We start from the raw sequence: 14381 nt of genomic DNA, 5'->3' as shown, positions 1-14381 counted from the left end.
CCTACGGGGTTCCCGGCCCTACTCGGCCGTCGGGGTCAGCGGGGCCGCGAGCTCGCCGGGGCCGGATCCGGGCTCGGAGGCCGGTCCGGCGGCCACGTGTTCGGCGGCGGCGCGGACGTCGATCTCCCGCCAGAACCCCGCGCGGATGGCGTACCGATCGTGCTCGTCGATCTGGTCGTCCTTGTGGGCGAGCAGCCCGAACCGGGCTGCGTAGCGCAGCAGTTCGCCGTCGATCCGGTGCGGGATCCGCGGGTACATCGTGGCCAGCTTCTGCAGGTGCACGGTCTCCGGGAGCCGCTCCATCCAGCGCCGGGCGAACACCTGTCCCACCTCGAACGGGTCCCCGCCGACGGTGGTGATGTCCTCCTCGCGGTCCGCCCAGCGCTGTTCGGCGCTGGTGAGCTGGGCGAGGGTGGGCAGCGAGGCGGTCTCGGCGGGCTCGCCCAGCGGCCCGGCCCGGTCGATCCAGCCCTTGTCGGAGGACCAGCGCAGGGCGCTGGCGGGGGCGTGGGCGCCGCTCGGCCCGGTCTGCGGGTGGCCCTGCTGGCCGGTGGCGCGCAGCGCACCGGCCAGGTCCTTGGGGGTGGGCACCGGCTTGCCCCCGGGGGTGGTGGGCGCCGGTACGGGGGCCCCGTCGCGGCCCTCCGACCCGGTGGCGGCGGCGCCGTTGCGGGCGGCCTCGGCGAGCGCCGCTTCGGGCAGCGGGGCCGAGAGGATGGCGGCGATGTCGGGGCGCGGTGCGGGCGGCGGGGAGCACAGTCCGGTGAGGTCCTTGGCGCGGACGGCCCGGGTGATCCAGGCCCGGTCCAGGACCCGGCGTTCGTCGGCCTCGGCGACGAGGTCCTCGGACTGGTTGTAGTCCCCGTCGGCGGCCTGGACGGCCCACAGGTGGACGGCGACCCCGTGTTCCTTGGCGGACATCAGGCCGGGCAGCAGGTCTCCGTCGCCGGTGACCAGGACCACGTCGGAGCAGGCCCGGTTGCGGGCGAGCTCGGTGAGTTCGGCGTGCATGGCGGCGTCGACGCCCTTCTGCGCCCAGCGGCCGTCGCTGCGGGTCAGGGCGCCGAGCCGGACGGTGACGCGGGGCATGACGCGCAGCCGCCGGTGTTCGGGCTGGGGCACCCGGTCGGGCGCTCCGTCGAACCAGTAGATGCGCAGCAGGGGCTGTTCGGTGTCGGCCTCGGCCCGCTCGCGCAGGCCCTGGATGAGGGCGGCATGGTCGATGGTGATCCGGGAGCGGGAGGGCTCCCCGGCGAGAAGGCTGGCGGCGGCACCCAGCAGGTAGCCGGCATCCACCAGGACGACGCAGCGGTCCACGCGTTCCACCCTCTTCCCTGGGGGTCCTCTGTGCTTTGCGGCGGTTCCCCGAGTCTGCCCGACCCCAAGGGTGTTGAAGGCCGGAACTCGATCATCGGCGTGGCGGATCTCACGGTCGACGGTGCGAGAGGCATCGGCTACGCGCAGTAATGATCCAAAATGCGCCGTTTCTGGCGTTGTGTGAGTGTGAAGGCGGTCCTGGCCCCTAGACCCTCACGGAGGCTCCACCATGGCCAAGAACAAGAACCAGAAGCAGCCCGCCAAGCAGCAGCCCCGGTCGGGGCAGGATCCGACCAAGGGCGCCTCGGAGACCGAGTCGATGCCCTCCTCCTCGGCGCCGAGCCCGATGGACATGGCGCACAAGCGCAAGGAGAAGAAGTTCGGCCACAACTGACGGCCGTACTCGCACGCGGAAGGGCCCGCCCGGTGTCACCGGGCGGGCCCTTCCGCGCGTACCGCCGGGGGCGCTATCCGGCCAGGCAGGACGGTCCGAGGAGCACCTTGAGGTCACCGAAGAGCGCCGGGTCGGGCTGGACGCGGTGCCTGTCGAGGCGGAGCACGGTGGTGGTCCGCGGCCCCTGGAGCTTGATCCGCACCTCGGTGTTGCCCTTGTGGTGGCGCAGGATCTCGCCCAGACGGGTCACCATCGGCGGCGTGACCTTGACGGTGGGGATGGTGAGGACCACCGGGGCGTTGGTGCCGGCCGAGGAGAGGTCGGGGACCATCATCTCCATGGCGACCAGGCGGGGGACGTCCTCGCGCTTGTCGAGGCGGCCCTTGACGAAGACCACGGTGTCCTCGACCAGCTGGGTGGAGACGAGCTGGTAGGTCGCCGGGAAGAACATGCATTCGATGGAGCCGGCCAGGTCCTCGACGGTGGCGATGGCCCAGGCGTTGCCCTGCTTGGTCATCTTGCGCTGGAGGCCCGAGATGATGCCGCCGATGGTGACGACGGCGCCGTCGGAGTGCTCGCCGCCGGTCAGCTGGGAGATGCCGGCGTCCGTCTTGTCGGAGAGCACGTGTTCCAGGCCGAAGAGCGGGTGGTCGGAGACGTAGAGGCCGAGCATCTCGCGCTCCTGGGCGAGCAGGTAGGACTTCTCCCACTCGACGTCGGAGAACTCCACGTCGAGGCCGAAGCCGGGCTCGTCGCTCGCGTTCTCGTCACCCATCCCGCCGAACAGGTCGAACTGTCCCTCGGCCTCCTTGCGCTTGACCGCGACCACGTTGTCGATCATCGACTCGTGGTGCGCGACCAGGCCCTTGCGGGTGTGGCCCATCTCGTCGTACGCGCCGGCCTTGATCAGCGACTCGACGGTGCGCTTGTTGCAGACGACGGCCTCGACCTTGTCCAGGAAGTCGGGGAAGGAGGAGAACTTCCCCTTGGCCTTCCGCGTCCTGATGATCGACTCGACCACGTTGGTGCCGACGTTGCGCACCGCGGTGAGGCCGAAGAGGATCACGTCGTCGCCCTGGGCCGCGAAGTTCGGCTCGGACTCGTTGACGTTCGGCGGCAGGACCTTGATGCCCATCCGGCGGCACTCGTTCAGGTAGATCGCGGACTTGTCCTTGTCGTCCTTGACCGAGGTGAGCAGGCCGGCCATGTACTCGGCCGGGAAGTTCGCCTTGAGGTAGGCGGTCCAGTAGGAGACCAGGCCGTACGCGGCCGAGTGCGCCTTGTTGAAGGCGTAGCCGGCGAAGGGGACCAGGACGTCCCACAGGGCCTTGATCGCCTGGTCGCTGAAGCCCTTCTTCTTGGCCCCCTCCTCGAAGATGACGAAGTTCTTCGCCAGCTCCTCGGGCTTCTTCTTGCCCATCACGCGGCGCAGGATGTCGGCCTCGCCGAGCGAGTACCCGGCGATGATCTGAGCGGCCTTCTGCACCTGCTCCTGGTAGACGATCAGGCCGTAGGTGACCGCGAGCACCTCTTCGAGGGGGCCCTCCAGCTCCGGGTGGATCGGGGTGATCTCCTGCTGCTTGTTCTTGCGCAGGGCGTAGTTCGTGTGCGAGTTCATGCCCATCGGGCCCGGCCGGTACAGGGCCGACACGGCGGAGATGTCTTCGAAGTTGTCGGGCTTCATCAGGCGCAGCAGGGAGCGCATGGGCCCGCCGTCGAACTGGAACACGCCGAGGGTGTCACCGCGGCCGAGCAGCTCGAAGGTCTTGGGGTCGTCGAGCGGGAGGGCCAGGAGATCGATGTCGATCCCCTTGTTGGCCTTCACCATCTTGACGGCGTCGTCCATGATCGTGAGGTTGCGCAGGCCGAGGAAGTCCATCTTCAGCAGGCCGAGCGACTCGCAGCTCGGGTAGTCCCACTGGGTGATGGTGACGCCGTCGGTGTGCCGCACCCAGACGGGTACGTGGTCGGTGATGGTCTCGCTGGACATGATCACGCCGGCGGCGTGCACGCCCATCTGGCGGACCAGGCCCTCCACACCACGGGCGGTGTCGATGACCTTCTTCACGTCCGGCTCGTTCTCGTACATCCCGCGGATCTCGCCGGCCTCGCCGTAGCGGGGGTGCTGCGGGTCGAGGATGCCGGAGAGCGGAATGCCCTTGCCGAGGACGTCGGCGGGCATGGCCTTGGTCAGCCGGTCGCCCATGGCGTACGGGTAGCCCAGGACGCGCGCCGAGTCCTTGATCGCGTTCTTGGCCTTGATGGTGCCGTAGGTGCCGATCATGGCGACCTTGTCGGCGCCGTACTTGTCGGTCACGTACCGGATCACTTCGACGCGCCGACGCTCGTCGAAGTCGATGTCGACGTCGGGCATGGAGACGCGCTCGGGGTTCAGGAAGCGCTCGAAGATCAGGCCGTGCGTGAGCGGGTCGAGGTCGGTGATGCCCATGGCGTACGCGACGATCGAACCGGCCGCGGAGCCTCGGCCCGGACCCACCGCGATGCCCTGGTTCTTGGCCCACATGATGAAGTCGGCGACCACGAGGAAGTAGCCGGGGAAGCCCATCGAGATGATCGTGTCCATCTCGTACTCGGCCTGCTGCATCCGGTCCTCCGGGATGCCTCCGGGGTAGCGGCGGTGCATGCCGCGCATGGTCTCCTCGCGGAACCAGCTGACCTCGGTGTGGCCGTCCGGGATGTCGAACTTCGGCATCAGGTTCCGGAACTTGAACATGCCCTCGGTGTCGATCTGGTCGGCGACCAGCCGCGTGTTGGCGCAGCCCTCCTGCCAGGCGTCCGAGGAGTCGATCGCGTACATCTCGTCGGTCGACTTCAGGTAGTAGCCGGTGCCGTCGAAGCGGAAGCGGTCCGGGTCCGAGAGGTTCTTGCCGGTCTGGATGCAGAGCAGCGCGTCGTGGGCGCCGGCCTCGCTCGCGTACGTGTAGTGGGAGTCGTTCGTCACCAGCGGCGGGATGCCGAGCTTCTTGCCGATCTCCAGGAGCCCGTCGCGGACCCGGCGCTCGATCTCGATGCCGTGGTCCATCAGCTCCAGGAAGTAGCGCCCCTCGCCGAAGATGTCCTTGTAGTCGGAGGCGGCCTGCACGGCCTCGTCGAACTGGCCGAGCCGCAGCCTGGTCTGCACCTCGCCGGACGGGCAGCCGGTGGAGGCGATCAGGCCCTCGGACCACTTGGAGATGGTCTCCTTGTCCATCCGCGGCCACTTCGTGAGCCAGCCCTCGGCGTACGCGTCGGAGGACAGCCGGAAGATGTTGTGCAGACCGGTGGCGTTCGACGCCCAGATCGTCTTGTGGGTGTAACCGCCGGAACCGGAGACGTCGTCGCGCTTCTGGTGCGGCTGGCCCCACTGGATGCGCCGCTTGTTGCGCCGGGACTCGGGGGCGACGTACGCCTCGATGCCGATGATCGGCGTGATGCCGGCCTTCTGCGCGGTGTGGAAGAAGTCATAGGCGCCGTGCAGATTGCCGTGGTCGGACATGGCGATGTGCGTCATGCCCATCTCGTTGCAGGCGTTGAACATGTCCTTCAGCCGCGCGGCACCGTCCAGCAGCGAGTACTGGGTGTGGACGTGCAGGTGCGTGAACGGCGGCTTTGTCACGGCGCGGGTCCTCCGGGGGCGGGGGGCGAGGGGGCAGCTTCGAATCCTACGTCGGCCGGGTGACAGATCGCGGGCACTGACCGGTACGGTCGGGCGTTGCAGAACCAGGAGGGCCGATCCGGCGTCCAGTCGGTCGGAACCTGAAACAGCCCGTGCACCAGGAGGAACCCGCCATGGCGGTCCCCGAGACGACCGACGAGCAGCGCGCCGAGCAGATCCTCGACGTGTTCGACACCGCGTTCGGTGAGCTGCTCGCCGCCGACCCCGCTGCCTTCCAGGTCAAATTCCGCAAGATGGCGGCTTCGGCCTTCGCCTTCTACCGGGGTACCGCCTGCCTCTTCTACTCCGACCTGGAGCGGGACCGGCACGGCGGCCCCTACCTGGACGAGCGGACGGGCCGGGTGTGGATCCACGGAGACCTGCACGCCGAGAACTTCGGCACGTACATGGACTCCAACGGTCGGCTGGTCTTCAACGTCAACGACTTCGACGAGGCCTACGTCGGCCCCTTCACCTGGGACCTGAAGCGGTTCGCCGCCTCCGTCGCCCTGATCGGCTACACCAAGGCGCTCAGCGACGACCAGATAAGCGAGCTGGTGCGGATCTACGCGGGCGCCTACCGGGAGCGGATCCACCGGCTGGCCGCGGGGGCGAAGAACGAGGAGGTGCCCTCCTTCACCCTGGACACCGCCGAGGGCCCGCTGCTGGACGCGCTGCGCTCGGCCCGCTCCCGGACCCGCTTCTCGCTGCTGGACTCCATGACGGAGATACGGGACTACGAGCGCCGCTTCACCTCCGGCGGGGGCTCCATCGAGCTGGACGCCGCCACCCGGTACAAGGTGCTGGCCGCCTTCGACGGGTACCTGGAGACCCTCCCCGACGAGTCCCTCGTGCGCCCGGACTCCTACCGGGTCAAGGACGTGGTGGGGCGCCGGGGCGTCGGCATCGGCTCGGCGGGCCTGCCCTCCTACAACATCCTGCTGGAGGGGCACAGCGACGCCCTGGAGAACGACGTCGTGATCTACCTCAAGCAGGCGCAGACGCCGGCGGCCTCCCGGCACATCACGGACCGGGCGGTGCGGGAGTACTTCCAGCACGAGGGGCACCGCACGGTCATCTCGCAGCGCGCCCTGCAGGCGCACGCCGACCCGTGGCTGGGCTGGACGGAACTGGACGGGGCCGGGCAGCTGGTGGCGGAGGTCTCCCCGTACGCGGTGGACCTGGACTGGTCGGACCTGGACGACCCGGAGGAGATCGCGGCCGTCGTCGCCGATCTCGGCCGGGCGACCGCGACCATGCACGCGTCCGCCGACGAGGCCGAGAGCGGGCAGTCCCTGGTGCCCTTCTCCACCGAGCGGGCCATCGACGCGGCGATCGCGGCGGACGAGGGGGGGTTCGCGGAGCTGCTCGTGGACTTCGCCCACGCGTACGGGGCCCGGGCGCGCGCCGACCACCAGATCTTCGTGGACCTCTTCCGTAACGGGCGTCTCACTCCCTGAGCCGCTCGTTCCACAGGAACGCATGGCACACTCGCGAGGATGGACATTTCCGGGACGGGACTCAGGGGGCTGCGGGCCGCGCTGTTCAGCGCGCTCGTCGTACTGCTCTCCTCGGGCTCGCACGTCCTGATGTCCCAGGTCCCGCTGCCGCGCACGCTGGTGGCCGGGGCCTTCGCGGGTGTGTTCGCGATCGCCTACGCGCTCGCGGGCCGCGAACGGGGCTTCGGCCCCATCGCCGGGCTGCTCGTACCGCTGGAGTTGGCCGCCGACACCGTCTTCACCACCGGACAGCACCTCTGTTACGGCCCGGCCGGCGGACCCGTCGCGGGCCCGCTGCGCGCCATGGGCCTGGACGCCCTGTGCGGCGGCACGCCGGTGGGCGGGCCGCTGACCGAGGTGACCGGGCCGGCCGATGCGGCCGCGCTGCTGTCCTCACCGGGGCCGTACACGCCCTGGCTGCTGCTCGGCGCCCATGTCTCGGTCGGACTGCTGGCCGCCGCCTGGTTGCGCCACGGCGAGCGGGCACTGGGCCGGCTGCTGCGGGCGGTGGCCGCCTTCGCGTTCCGGCCGCTGCTGCTGGCGGCGGCTTCGGTCGCGGCGGCCCGCCGGCCGGCGCGGGCGCTGCTGCGGTCGGTCCGTCCGGCCGCCGGGGCCCGCACCCGCTTCCCGGCACACTCCGTGGGACGGCGGGGACCCCCCGTGCTCGGCGCGCTCGCCCGCGCCTGACGCACGTACGGCAGTCCCTTCCACACGTCACACCCCACGGAGATCACGATGAGTTCACGCAACAGCCAGGCGAACAAGGCGGCGGCCCGCGAGCGTCTGCGCGCCGAGCGCGAGGCCCAGGCCAAGAGGGACAAGGTGCGCCGCCAGGTGATCGTGGCGGGCGCGGTGGTCGCAGCCCTCGGCCTGGTCGGCGCCATCGGCTACGCGATCGTGCAGTCGAACCAGCCCGGCCACTGGGAGCAGGCCGCCAAGGCCGAGCTGGTCAAGCCGAAGAACACCGAGGGCGAGGACGGCACCACGGTCGTCATCGGCAAGCCCGAGGCCAAGAAGACCCTGGAGCTGTACGAGGACTCGCGCTGCCCGGCCTGCGCCGCCTTCGAGCAGGCGGCCGGCGAGCAGGTCAAGAAGGACGTGGACGCGGGCAAGTACAAGCTCCAGTACATCGGCGCCACCTTCATCGACAACGCCGTCAAGGGCGAGGGCTCGAAGAACGCGCTGAGCGCCCTGGGCGCGGCGCTGAACGTCAGCCCGCAGGCCTTCCTCGACTACAAGGCCGCGCTGTACTCCAAGGACCTGCACCCCGAGGAGAGCGTCGACAGCTTCGCCAAGGACGACTACCTGCTGAAGGTCGCGGACACGGTCCCGGCGCTCAAGGGCAACGCCGAGTTCAAGAAGGCCGTCGAGGACGGTACGTACGACCGCTGGGCGCTGGAGATGTCGAAGTCCTTCGACAAGTCCGGGGTGAAGGGCACGCCGACCCTGAAGATGGACGGCAAGAAGATCGAGACCCCGCAGACGGCGGAACTGTTCACGGCGGCGATCGACAAGGCCCTGCAGGGCTGATCCCGGGGCAATCCGGAAATCACCGTCCGGATGGCCGCCTCGAAGGGCGGGTGAACTCCCAGAGTTCGCCCGCCCTTTGCATGCACGCACCTGTTCGAGCGGGTGTACCCGTCGGTAATATGATCATCCGTGACCAGTCATCTCACCTCCTCCCAGTCTGCGGCAACTCCCCGCCGCCGCACGGTCGTTCTGGCCGCCGCGGCCACTGCCGCACTGGCCCCCCTCACCTCACTGGGCGCCTCGGTCGCCCATGCGGCGGGCACCGCGCCCGCCTTCCTCCACGGCGTCGCCTCGGGCGACCCGCTGCCCGACGGGGTCCTGCTCTGGACCCGCGTCACCCCGACCCCCGAGGCCGTCCCCGGCTCCGGGCTCGGCCCGGCCACCCAGGTGAACTGGGAAGTGGCGGCCGACAAGGGCTTCTCCCGCATCGTCGGCTCCGGCACCGTCACCGCGAGCGCCGCCACCGACCACACGGTCAAGGTGGACGTGCGCGGGCTGCAGCCGCAGACGCCGTACTGGTACCGGTTCACCGCCGGCGGCACCTCCTCCCCCGTCGGGCGCACCCTGACCACCCCGGCCCACGAGGCGACGACCGAGGGGGTCCGCTTCGGCGTGGTCTCCTGCGCCAACTGGGAGTCCGGCTACTTCTCCGCCTACCGCCACCTGGCGGCCCGCACGGACCTGCACGCGATCCTGCACCTGGGTGACTACATCTACGAGTACCAGTCCGGGGGATATCCGGAGGCGAAGTACGTCGTACGCCCGCACGAGCCGAAGCACGAGATCGTCTCGCTCGCCGACTACCGCACGCGCCACGGCAAGTACAAGACGGACGCCGACCTCCAGGCCCTGCACCACGCACACCCGATCATCGCCATCTGGGACGACCACGAGTTCGCCAACGACGCCTGGGCCGGCGGCGCCGAGAACCACACCCCGGGGGCCGAGGGCGAGTGGGCGGCCCGCGCCGCCGCCGCCAAGCAGGCGTACTTCGAGTGGATGCCCGTGCGCGCCTCCATCGCGGGCACCGTCTACCGCCGGCTGCGCTTCGGCACCCTCGCCGACCTGCACCTGCTGGACCTGCGCTCCTTCCGCTCGCAGCAGACCAAGGTCGGCAGCGGCTCGGTGGACGACCCGGAGCGCACCATCACCGGGCGCGCCCAGCTGGACTGGCTCAAGTCGGGCCTCGCGGGCTCGGAGGCGACCTGGAAGCTGGTCGGCACCTCGGTGATGATCTCGCCGGTGGCCTTCGGCTCGCTCCCCGCGCACCTGCTGAAGCCGCTCACCAAGCTGCTCGGCCTGCCCGAGGGCGGCATCGCGATCAGCGCGGACCAGTGGGACGGCTACACGGACGACCGCAAGGAGCTGCTGGGACACCTGAAGGACCGGGGCATCAAGAACACCGTGTTCCTGACCGGTGACATCCACATGGCCTGGGCGAACGAGGTCCCGATGAACATGGCCACGTACCCGGGCTCGGGCACGGCGGCGACCGAGTTCGTGGTCACCTCGGTGACCTCCGACAACCTCGACGACATTCTGCACGTCCTGCCGGACACCCTCTCGCTGGTCGCCGAGTCGGCCATCAAGGCCGCCAACTGGCACGTGAAGTGGCTCGACATGGACGCGCACGGCTACGGCGTGCTGGACGTGACGGCGGAGCGCTCGCAGATGGACTACTACGTGGTGTCCGACAAGCGGCAGCCGGGTGCCACATCCGCGTGGAGCCGGTCGTACCGGACGCTGAACGGGACCCAGAAGGTGGAACGGGTGCACCAGCCCGTCCGCTGATCGACCGTCAATTCTCTTGCCACATGGGGCGTCTGGTACATACCAGGCGCCCCATGTGCGTCAGAAGCAACAAATCTTTTACGTAAGCCACTTGACCTGAATATGTCATGCACACATAAGCTTCGCGCCAGCTGAAGAAGATCTTCAGGCCACCACCCCCCACCCACCCCCCACCACACCCCCCACGCGAGGAGCACACGTGCGCGCAGTTGCCCGCATATCCCCCCTTCTCCGCCGCCGCCTGATGGGCACGGCAGTTCTGGCCGGAACCCTGGCCTTCACCCCGCTCGCGGCCCCCACCACGCTCGCGGCATCCAAGTCCCCCGCCGAGGTCTGCGCCGACCGGCCCGCCGCCTCCGGCGCCGCGAACGCCCGCGTCGCCCGCGCCCACGACGAGCACGCGGACGAGCCCAACGCGATCAGCGACGCGCAGGCGAAGGCCATGGACACCGACCTCCAGGCCAAGCTGGACAAAGCCCTCAAGAACCAGCCGCAGCGCAGCCTGGCGGCCGCCGAGGCCGTCGTGAACATTCCCGTGTACTTCCACGTCGTGCACTCCGGCACCACCGGAAAGCTGACGGCCACGGACGTCAGCAAGCAGCTCGCGGTCCTCAACGCGGCCTACGGCGGCCAGGGCACCGGCAACGTCAACACGAACTTCCAGTTCACCCTGGCGGCCACCGACTACACGGACAACGCCACCTGGTACAACCTGGCTTCCGGCTCCCAGGCCGAGAAGGACATGAAGAACACCCTGCGCAAGGGCGGCCCGGGCGCGCTCAACCTCTACACCGCCAAGCTCTCCGGCGGCCTGCTCGGTTGGGCGACCTTCCCGACGTCCTACGCCTCCAGCCCGAAGATGGACGGCGTGGTCGTGCTCGACAGCTCGCTGCCGGGCGGCTCCTCGGCCAACTACAACGAGGGTGACACCGCCACCCACGAGGTCGGCCACTGGCTGGGGCTGTACCACACCTTCCAGGGCGGCTGTAACGGCAACGGCGACTACGTCTCCGACACCCCGGCCGAGAAGAGCGCCGCGTACGAGTGCCCGACCGGGCGCGACAGCTGCACGAGCAAGCCGGGCGCGGACCCGATCCGCAACTTCATGGACTACACGTACGACTCCTGCATGTACCAGTTCACCGCCGGCCAGGTCGCTCGCATGTCGAGCAGCTGGACCGCGTACCGCGCGGGCTGACCTCCCGACGACGAGGGCCCGGTCCGGCATCCGCCGGGCCGGGCCCTTCCGCCTTCGCGCCGCGCGCCTACAGGCTGCCCAAGAAGCCGATGGCGACCTTCCAGAGCTGCTCGGCGGCCTCGGCGTCGTAGTCGTCCAGCTCCGGGTCGGTGAACAGGTGCCCGGCACCCGGGTAGCTGTGGACCTCCACGTCGGCTCCCGCGCGCTGCATCCGCAGGTACCAGGCCGTCAGCCAGTCGTGCGGCTCGAAGGGATCCGGGTCCGCGATGTGCAGCTGCACGGGCAGCTCGTCCACCGAGGCGTCGTCCTCCAGGTCCGCGGTCCCGTGCAGGAGCAGCAGCCCGCGCGCCTTCTCGTCGGCCATCGCCAAGTGCTGGGCGAGCGAACCGCCGAAGGAGAAGCCCGCGTAGACCAGTCCCTGGTCCGAGTAGGGGGCGGAGGCCAGCACCGCGCGCTTCAGCAGTTCGTCACGGCCGATCTCGTCCTGGTGGGCCATGCCCTCCTCGACGGTCCCGAAGGTGCGTCCCTCGAAGAGATCCGGCACCTGGACCTGGTGCCCGGCCGCGCGCAGCCGGTCGGCCGCCGCGTGCACCGCGGGCCGCAGCCCGTACGTCGAATGGAAAAGCATGATGTTCATGCCTCCATCGTGCCAGCCGCCGGGGACACGGGGCCCGCGGACCGCTTCCCGCTACGTTCGTACCCATGGAGATGGAGAACGTCCTGCGCCCCGTCACGGTCATCGGCGGCGCACTGGTCGCCACCCTGATCGCGGGCTGGCTGCTCGACCTGCTGCTGCGCCGGGCCGACGCCCGGCACACCGAGACCCCCCTGTGGGGCCTTCTGCGCCGCTGCCGGCTGCCCTTCCAGGTCGTCCTGTGCACCTCGCTGCTCAGGGCCTCCTACCGGTGGGCCGGAATCCTGCCCGACCACGCCTTCGGCGTCGGCCGGTTCCTCACCCTGGTCCTGATCGCCTCCGCGGCCTGGCTCGCGGTGCGCATCGCGACGGCCGTGGTCGACTCGACGTACGCGCGCTACGCGGCGGCGACCGAGGACGAGGCCCGGGTGCGCCGGGTCCGCACCCAGGTCACGCTGATCCACCGGGTGGTCACGGCGGTGCTGGTCGTGGTCGCCGCGGCGGCGATGCTGCTGACCTTCCCCCCGATGCGTGCGCTCGGCGCCTCGCTGCTGGCTTCCGCGGGCGTCCTCGGCATCGTGGCGGGCATCGCCGCCCAAGCCTCGTTGAGCAACCTCTTCGCCGGCCTCCAGATCGCCTTCGGCGACACCGTCCGCATCGGCGACACGGTGGTGGTCGACGAGGAGTGGGGCCGGGTCGAGGAGATCACCCTGACCTTCCTGACGGTCCGCACCTGGGACGAGCGGCGCATCACGATGCCCGTGTCCTACTTCACGAGCAAGCCCTACGAGAACTGGTCGCGCGGCGGCGCGCAGATGACCGGCACGGTCTTCTGGCACCTGGACCACGGCGCGCCGATCGACCTGATGCGGGAGCGGCTCCAGCACGTCCTGACGGAAATCCCGGAGTGGGACGGCCGCGGCGGCGGGCTGGCCGTGACGGACACCACACCGCACACGGTCCAGGTCCGCGCCGTGGTCACGGCGAAGGACGCCGACGACCTCTGGACGCTGCGCTGCGCGGTCCGCGAGCGCCTGATCACCTGGCTGGTGGCCGAGCACCCGTACGCCCTCCCCCGCATCGCCACGACCCCGGCCGCGGAGCGGCCCTAGGGGGCGGCGGGGAGGAGCGCGGCCGCACACTCCTCGGCGAGGTCCTCGGCGTGCGGCGGCAGCGTGCCGCCGCCGCGCAGGTGCCGGCGGACGACCGAGAGCGGGAGGTCCATCAGGGCCAGGGCGACACGGTCCCGGTCCTGGGGCTCGGTCGCGCCGAGGGCGGCGGCGACGGCGGCGATGGCCGCGAACACCCGCTCGTTGCCCGAGTCGGCCCGGCCGATGTGCTCCTGCGACCAGCCGGCGCGACCGAACTCCCACGGGCCGTACAGCAGGAGGGCGGCCTCCTCGGGATGGGCGCGGCTCCACCCCACCACGTGCCGGGCGGCCGCGCGGGCGGCCCGGCGGGGGTCGGCGTCGCCGTGCAGTCGGGCGAAGTAGCCCTCCTGGAACCGCTCGACGCTGCGCAGCCACACCTCGGCGAGCAGGGCGCTGCGCCCGGCGAAACGGTGGTACATGGAGCCGCTGGGCGCGCCGATCGCCTGGGCGACGGCGGACACGGTCACGCCGCCCGGCCCGGCGGAGGCGGCCAGCCGGACGGCGGCGTCGAGGATCTGGTCGGTGTCGAAGCGGGGTGGTCTCGCCATGAATCAGAGAGTACCCTCCAGATTATTAGAGGAGCCTCTCTAATAATGCGAAGGGGAGGACCGTCCATGGGCGTCTACAACTTGCACGAACGCGTGATCGCGGCGAAGGAGAGCGAGGTCGGCGCGCTCATCGACACGCTGTCCAGCGGCGAGGACGACCGGCTGTGGCCCCACCACCTGTGGGAGGAGATGGAGCTCGACCGCCCCCTCGGGGTCGGAGCGGCGGGCGGACACGGGCCGGTGCGCTACACGGTCGCCGCCTATGTGCCGGGGACCTGGGTGCGGTTCGCCTTCACCGGCCCCGGGGGATTCCGCGGCTTCCACGAGTACGCCGCGCTGCCCGTCGACGCCGAGCACACCGTGCTGCGGCACACCATCGCGATGAACCTCAGCGGCCTCAGCCGCATCACCTGGCCGCTGGCCATCCGCGCGATGCACGACGCGGTCCTGGAGGACAGCCTGGACCGCGCCGAACTGGCCTGCACGGGCACCCTCGCCCGCCCGGCCCGCTGGTCCCCGTACGTCCGCTTCCTCCGCGGACTGGAACGCCTCGTGACCGGGCCGGCCGGGGCGCGTGAGGAGCATCACCCCAGCCCCGCCGGCGATTGAGGCGCGGAGTCCGTGGCCGAGCCCCGGTCCCGGAGCCACGCCGGTGTCCGGGGCC

At 70.4% G+C, this 14381-nt stretch carries 12 protein-coding genes; 8 read left to right on the top strand and 4 right to left on the bottom strand.

Annotated elements, in window-relative coordinates; genetic code table 11:
- Positions 1–18 precede the first annotated feature (18 nt).
- Complete coding sequence (locus OG386_RS31035; RefSeq protein ID WP_327385957.1) at positions 19–1326, bottom strand: NYN domain-containing protein; 1308 nt, start codon at positions 1324–1326, stop codon at positions 19–21.
- Positions 1327–1546: 220 nt separating this feature from the next.
- Between OG386_RS31035 and OG386_RS31030 the strand changes: the two genes are divergently transcribed.
- On the top strand, positions 1547–1711 hold the full coding sequence (locus tag OG386_RS31030; RefSeq protein ID WP_328790832.1) for a hypothetical protein: 165 nt from the start codon (positions 1547–1549) through the stop codon (positions 1709–1711).
- A gap of 73 nt (positions 1712–1784) precedes the next feature.
- Here the strand turns inward: OG386_RS31030 and dnaE are convergent, their stop codons facing one another.
- On the bottom strand, positions 1785–5327 hold the full coding sequence (dnaE, locus tag OG386_RS31025) for a DNA polymerase III subunit alpha (RefSeq protein WP_328790831.1): 3543 nt from the start codon (positions 5325–5327) through the stop codon (positions 1785–1787).
- Between the two features lie 173 nt (positions 5328–5500).
- On the opposite strand from dnaE, the gene OG386_RS31020 reads away from it, so the two are divergent.
- From OG386_RS31020 to OG386_RS31000, 5 genes are all read left to right on the top strand, one after another.
- On the top strand, positions 5501–6826 hold the full coding sequence (locus OG386_RS31020; RefSeq protein WP_328790830.1) for a DUF2252 domain-containing protein: 1326 nt from the start codon (positions 5501–5503) through the stop codon (positions 6824–6826).
- Positions 6827–6865: 39 nt separating this feature from the next.
- The gene (locus OG386_RS31015) at positions 6866–7552 is read left to right on the top strand and encodes a hypothetical protein (protein WP_328790829.1); all 687 of its coding nucleotides are present in this window, start codon (positions 6866–6868) and stop codon (positions 7550–7552) included.
- 48 nt (positions 7553–7600) lie between these two features.
- The gene (locus OG386_RS31010; protein ID WP_328790828.1) at positions 7601–8395 is read left to right on the top strand and encodes a DsbA family protein; all 795 of its coding nucleotides are present in this window, start codon (positions 7601–7603) and stop codon (positions 8393–8395) included.
- A gap of 129 nt (positions 8396–8524) precedes the next feature.
- Positions 8525–10186 carry an alkaline phosphatase D family protein gene (locus OG386_RS31005; protein WP_328790827.1) on the top strand — a complete coding sequence of 554 codons (1662 nt, stop codon included), beginning with the start codon at positions 8525–8527 and terminating at the stop codon, positions 10184–10186.
- 244 nt (positions 10187–10430) lie between these two features.
- The gene (locus tag OG386_RS31000) at positions 10431–11384 is read left to right on the top strand and encodes a zinc metalloprotease (RefSeq protein WP_328793425.1); all 954 of its coding nucleotides are present in this window, start codon (positions 10431–10433) and stop codon (positions 11382–11384) included.
- Between the two features lie 67 nt (positions 11385–11451).
- Here OG386_RS31000 and OG386_RS30995 read toward each other — a convergent pair whose 3' ends face one another.
- Positions 11452–12021 carry a dienelactone hydrolase family protein gene (locus OG386_RS30995; protein ID WP_328790826.1) on the bottom strand — a complete coding sequence of 190 codons (570 nt, stop codon included), beginning with the start codon at positions 12019–12021 and terminating at the stop codon, positions 11452–11454.
- A gap of 71 nt (positions 12022–12092) precedes the next feature.
- Between OG386_RS30995 and OG386_RS30990 the strand changes: the two genes are divergently transcribed.
- Positions 12093–13130: a mechanosensitive ion channel family protein gene (locus tag OG386_RS30990; RefSeq protein ID WP_328793424.1), complete on the top strand. Its 1038-nt coding sequence runs from the start codon at positions 12093–12095 to the stop codon at positions 13128–13130.
- On the opposite strand, the gene OG386_RS30985 is transcribed toward OG386_RS30990, so the two are convergent.
- Positions 13127–13717 (bottom strand): TetR/AcrR family transcriptional regulator, encoded by a 591-nt coding sequence (locus OG386_RS30985; protein ID WP_328790825.1) that lies wholly within the window; start codon positions 13715–13717, stop codon positions 13127–13129. The two genes, OG386_RS30990 and OG386_RS30985, sit on opposite strands and share 4 nt — an antisense overlap.
- Positions 13718–13783: 66 nt before the next feature.
- Between OG386_RS30985 and OG386_RS30980 the strand changes: the two genes are divergently transcribed.
- The gene (locus OG386_RS30980) at positions 13784–14326 is read left to right on the top strand and encodes an SRPBCC family protein (RefSeq protein WP_328790824.1); all 543 of its coding nucleotides are present in this window, start codon (positions 13784–13786) and stop codon (positions 14324–14326) included.
- Positions 14327–14381: the final 55 nt, after the last annotated feature.

The organism is Streptomyces sp. NBC_00273, assembly GCF_036178145.1.
Classification (GTDB): domain Bacteria; phylum Actinomycetota; class Actinomycetes; order Streptomycetales; family Streptomycetaceae; genus Streptomyces.
Note: the sequence above shows the minus strand (reverse complement) of the source record. Positions and strands in the feature narration are given on the sequence as shown.

Coding starts and splice junctions, on each gene's coding strand:
- OG386_RS31010 (WP_328790828.1), top strand. CDS start 7,601: ATGAGTTCACGCAACAGCCAGGCGAACAAGGCGGCGGCCCGCGAGCGT.
- OG386_RS31020 (WP_328790830.1), top strand. CDS start 5,501: ATGGCGGTCCCCGAGACGACCGACGAGCAGCGCGCCGAGCAGATCCTC.
- OG386_RS30980 (WP_328790824.1), top strand. CDS start 13,784: ATGGGCGTCTACAACTTGCACGAACGCGTGATCGCGGCGAAGGAGAGC.
- OG386_RS30995 (WP_328790826.1), bottom strand. CDS start 12,021: ATGAACATCATGCTTTTCCATTCGACGTACGGGCTGCGGCCCGCGGTG.
- OG386_RS31015 (WP_328790829.1), top strand. CDS start 6,866: ATGGACATTTCCGGGACGGGACTCAGGGGGCTGCGGGCCGCGCTGTTC.
- OG386_RS31030 (WP_328790832.1), top strand. CDS start 1,547: ATGGCCAAGAACAAGAACCAGAAGCAGCCCGCCAAGCAGCAGCCCCGG.
- OG386_RS30990 (WP_328793424.1), top strand. CDS start 12,093: ATGGAGAACGTCCTGCGCCCCGTCACGGTCATCGGCGGCGCACTGGTC.
- OG386_RS31000 (WP_328793425.1), top strand. CDS start 10,431: ATGGGCACGGCAGTTCTGGCCGGAACCCTGGCCTTCACCCCGCTCGCG.
- OG386_RS30985 (WP_328790825.1), bottom strand. CDS start 13,717: ATGGCGAGACCACCCCGCTTCGACACCGACCAGATCCTCGACGCCGCC.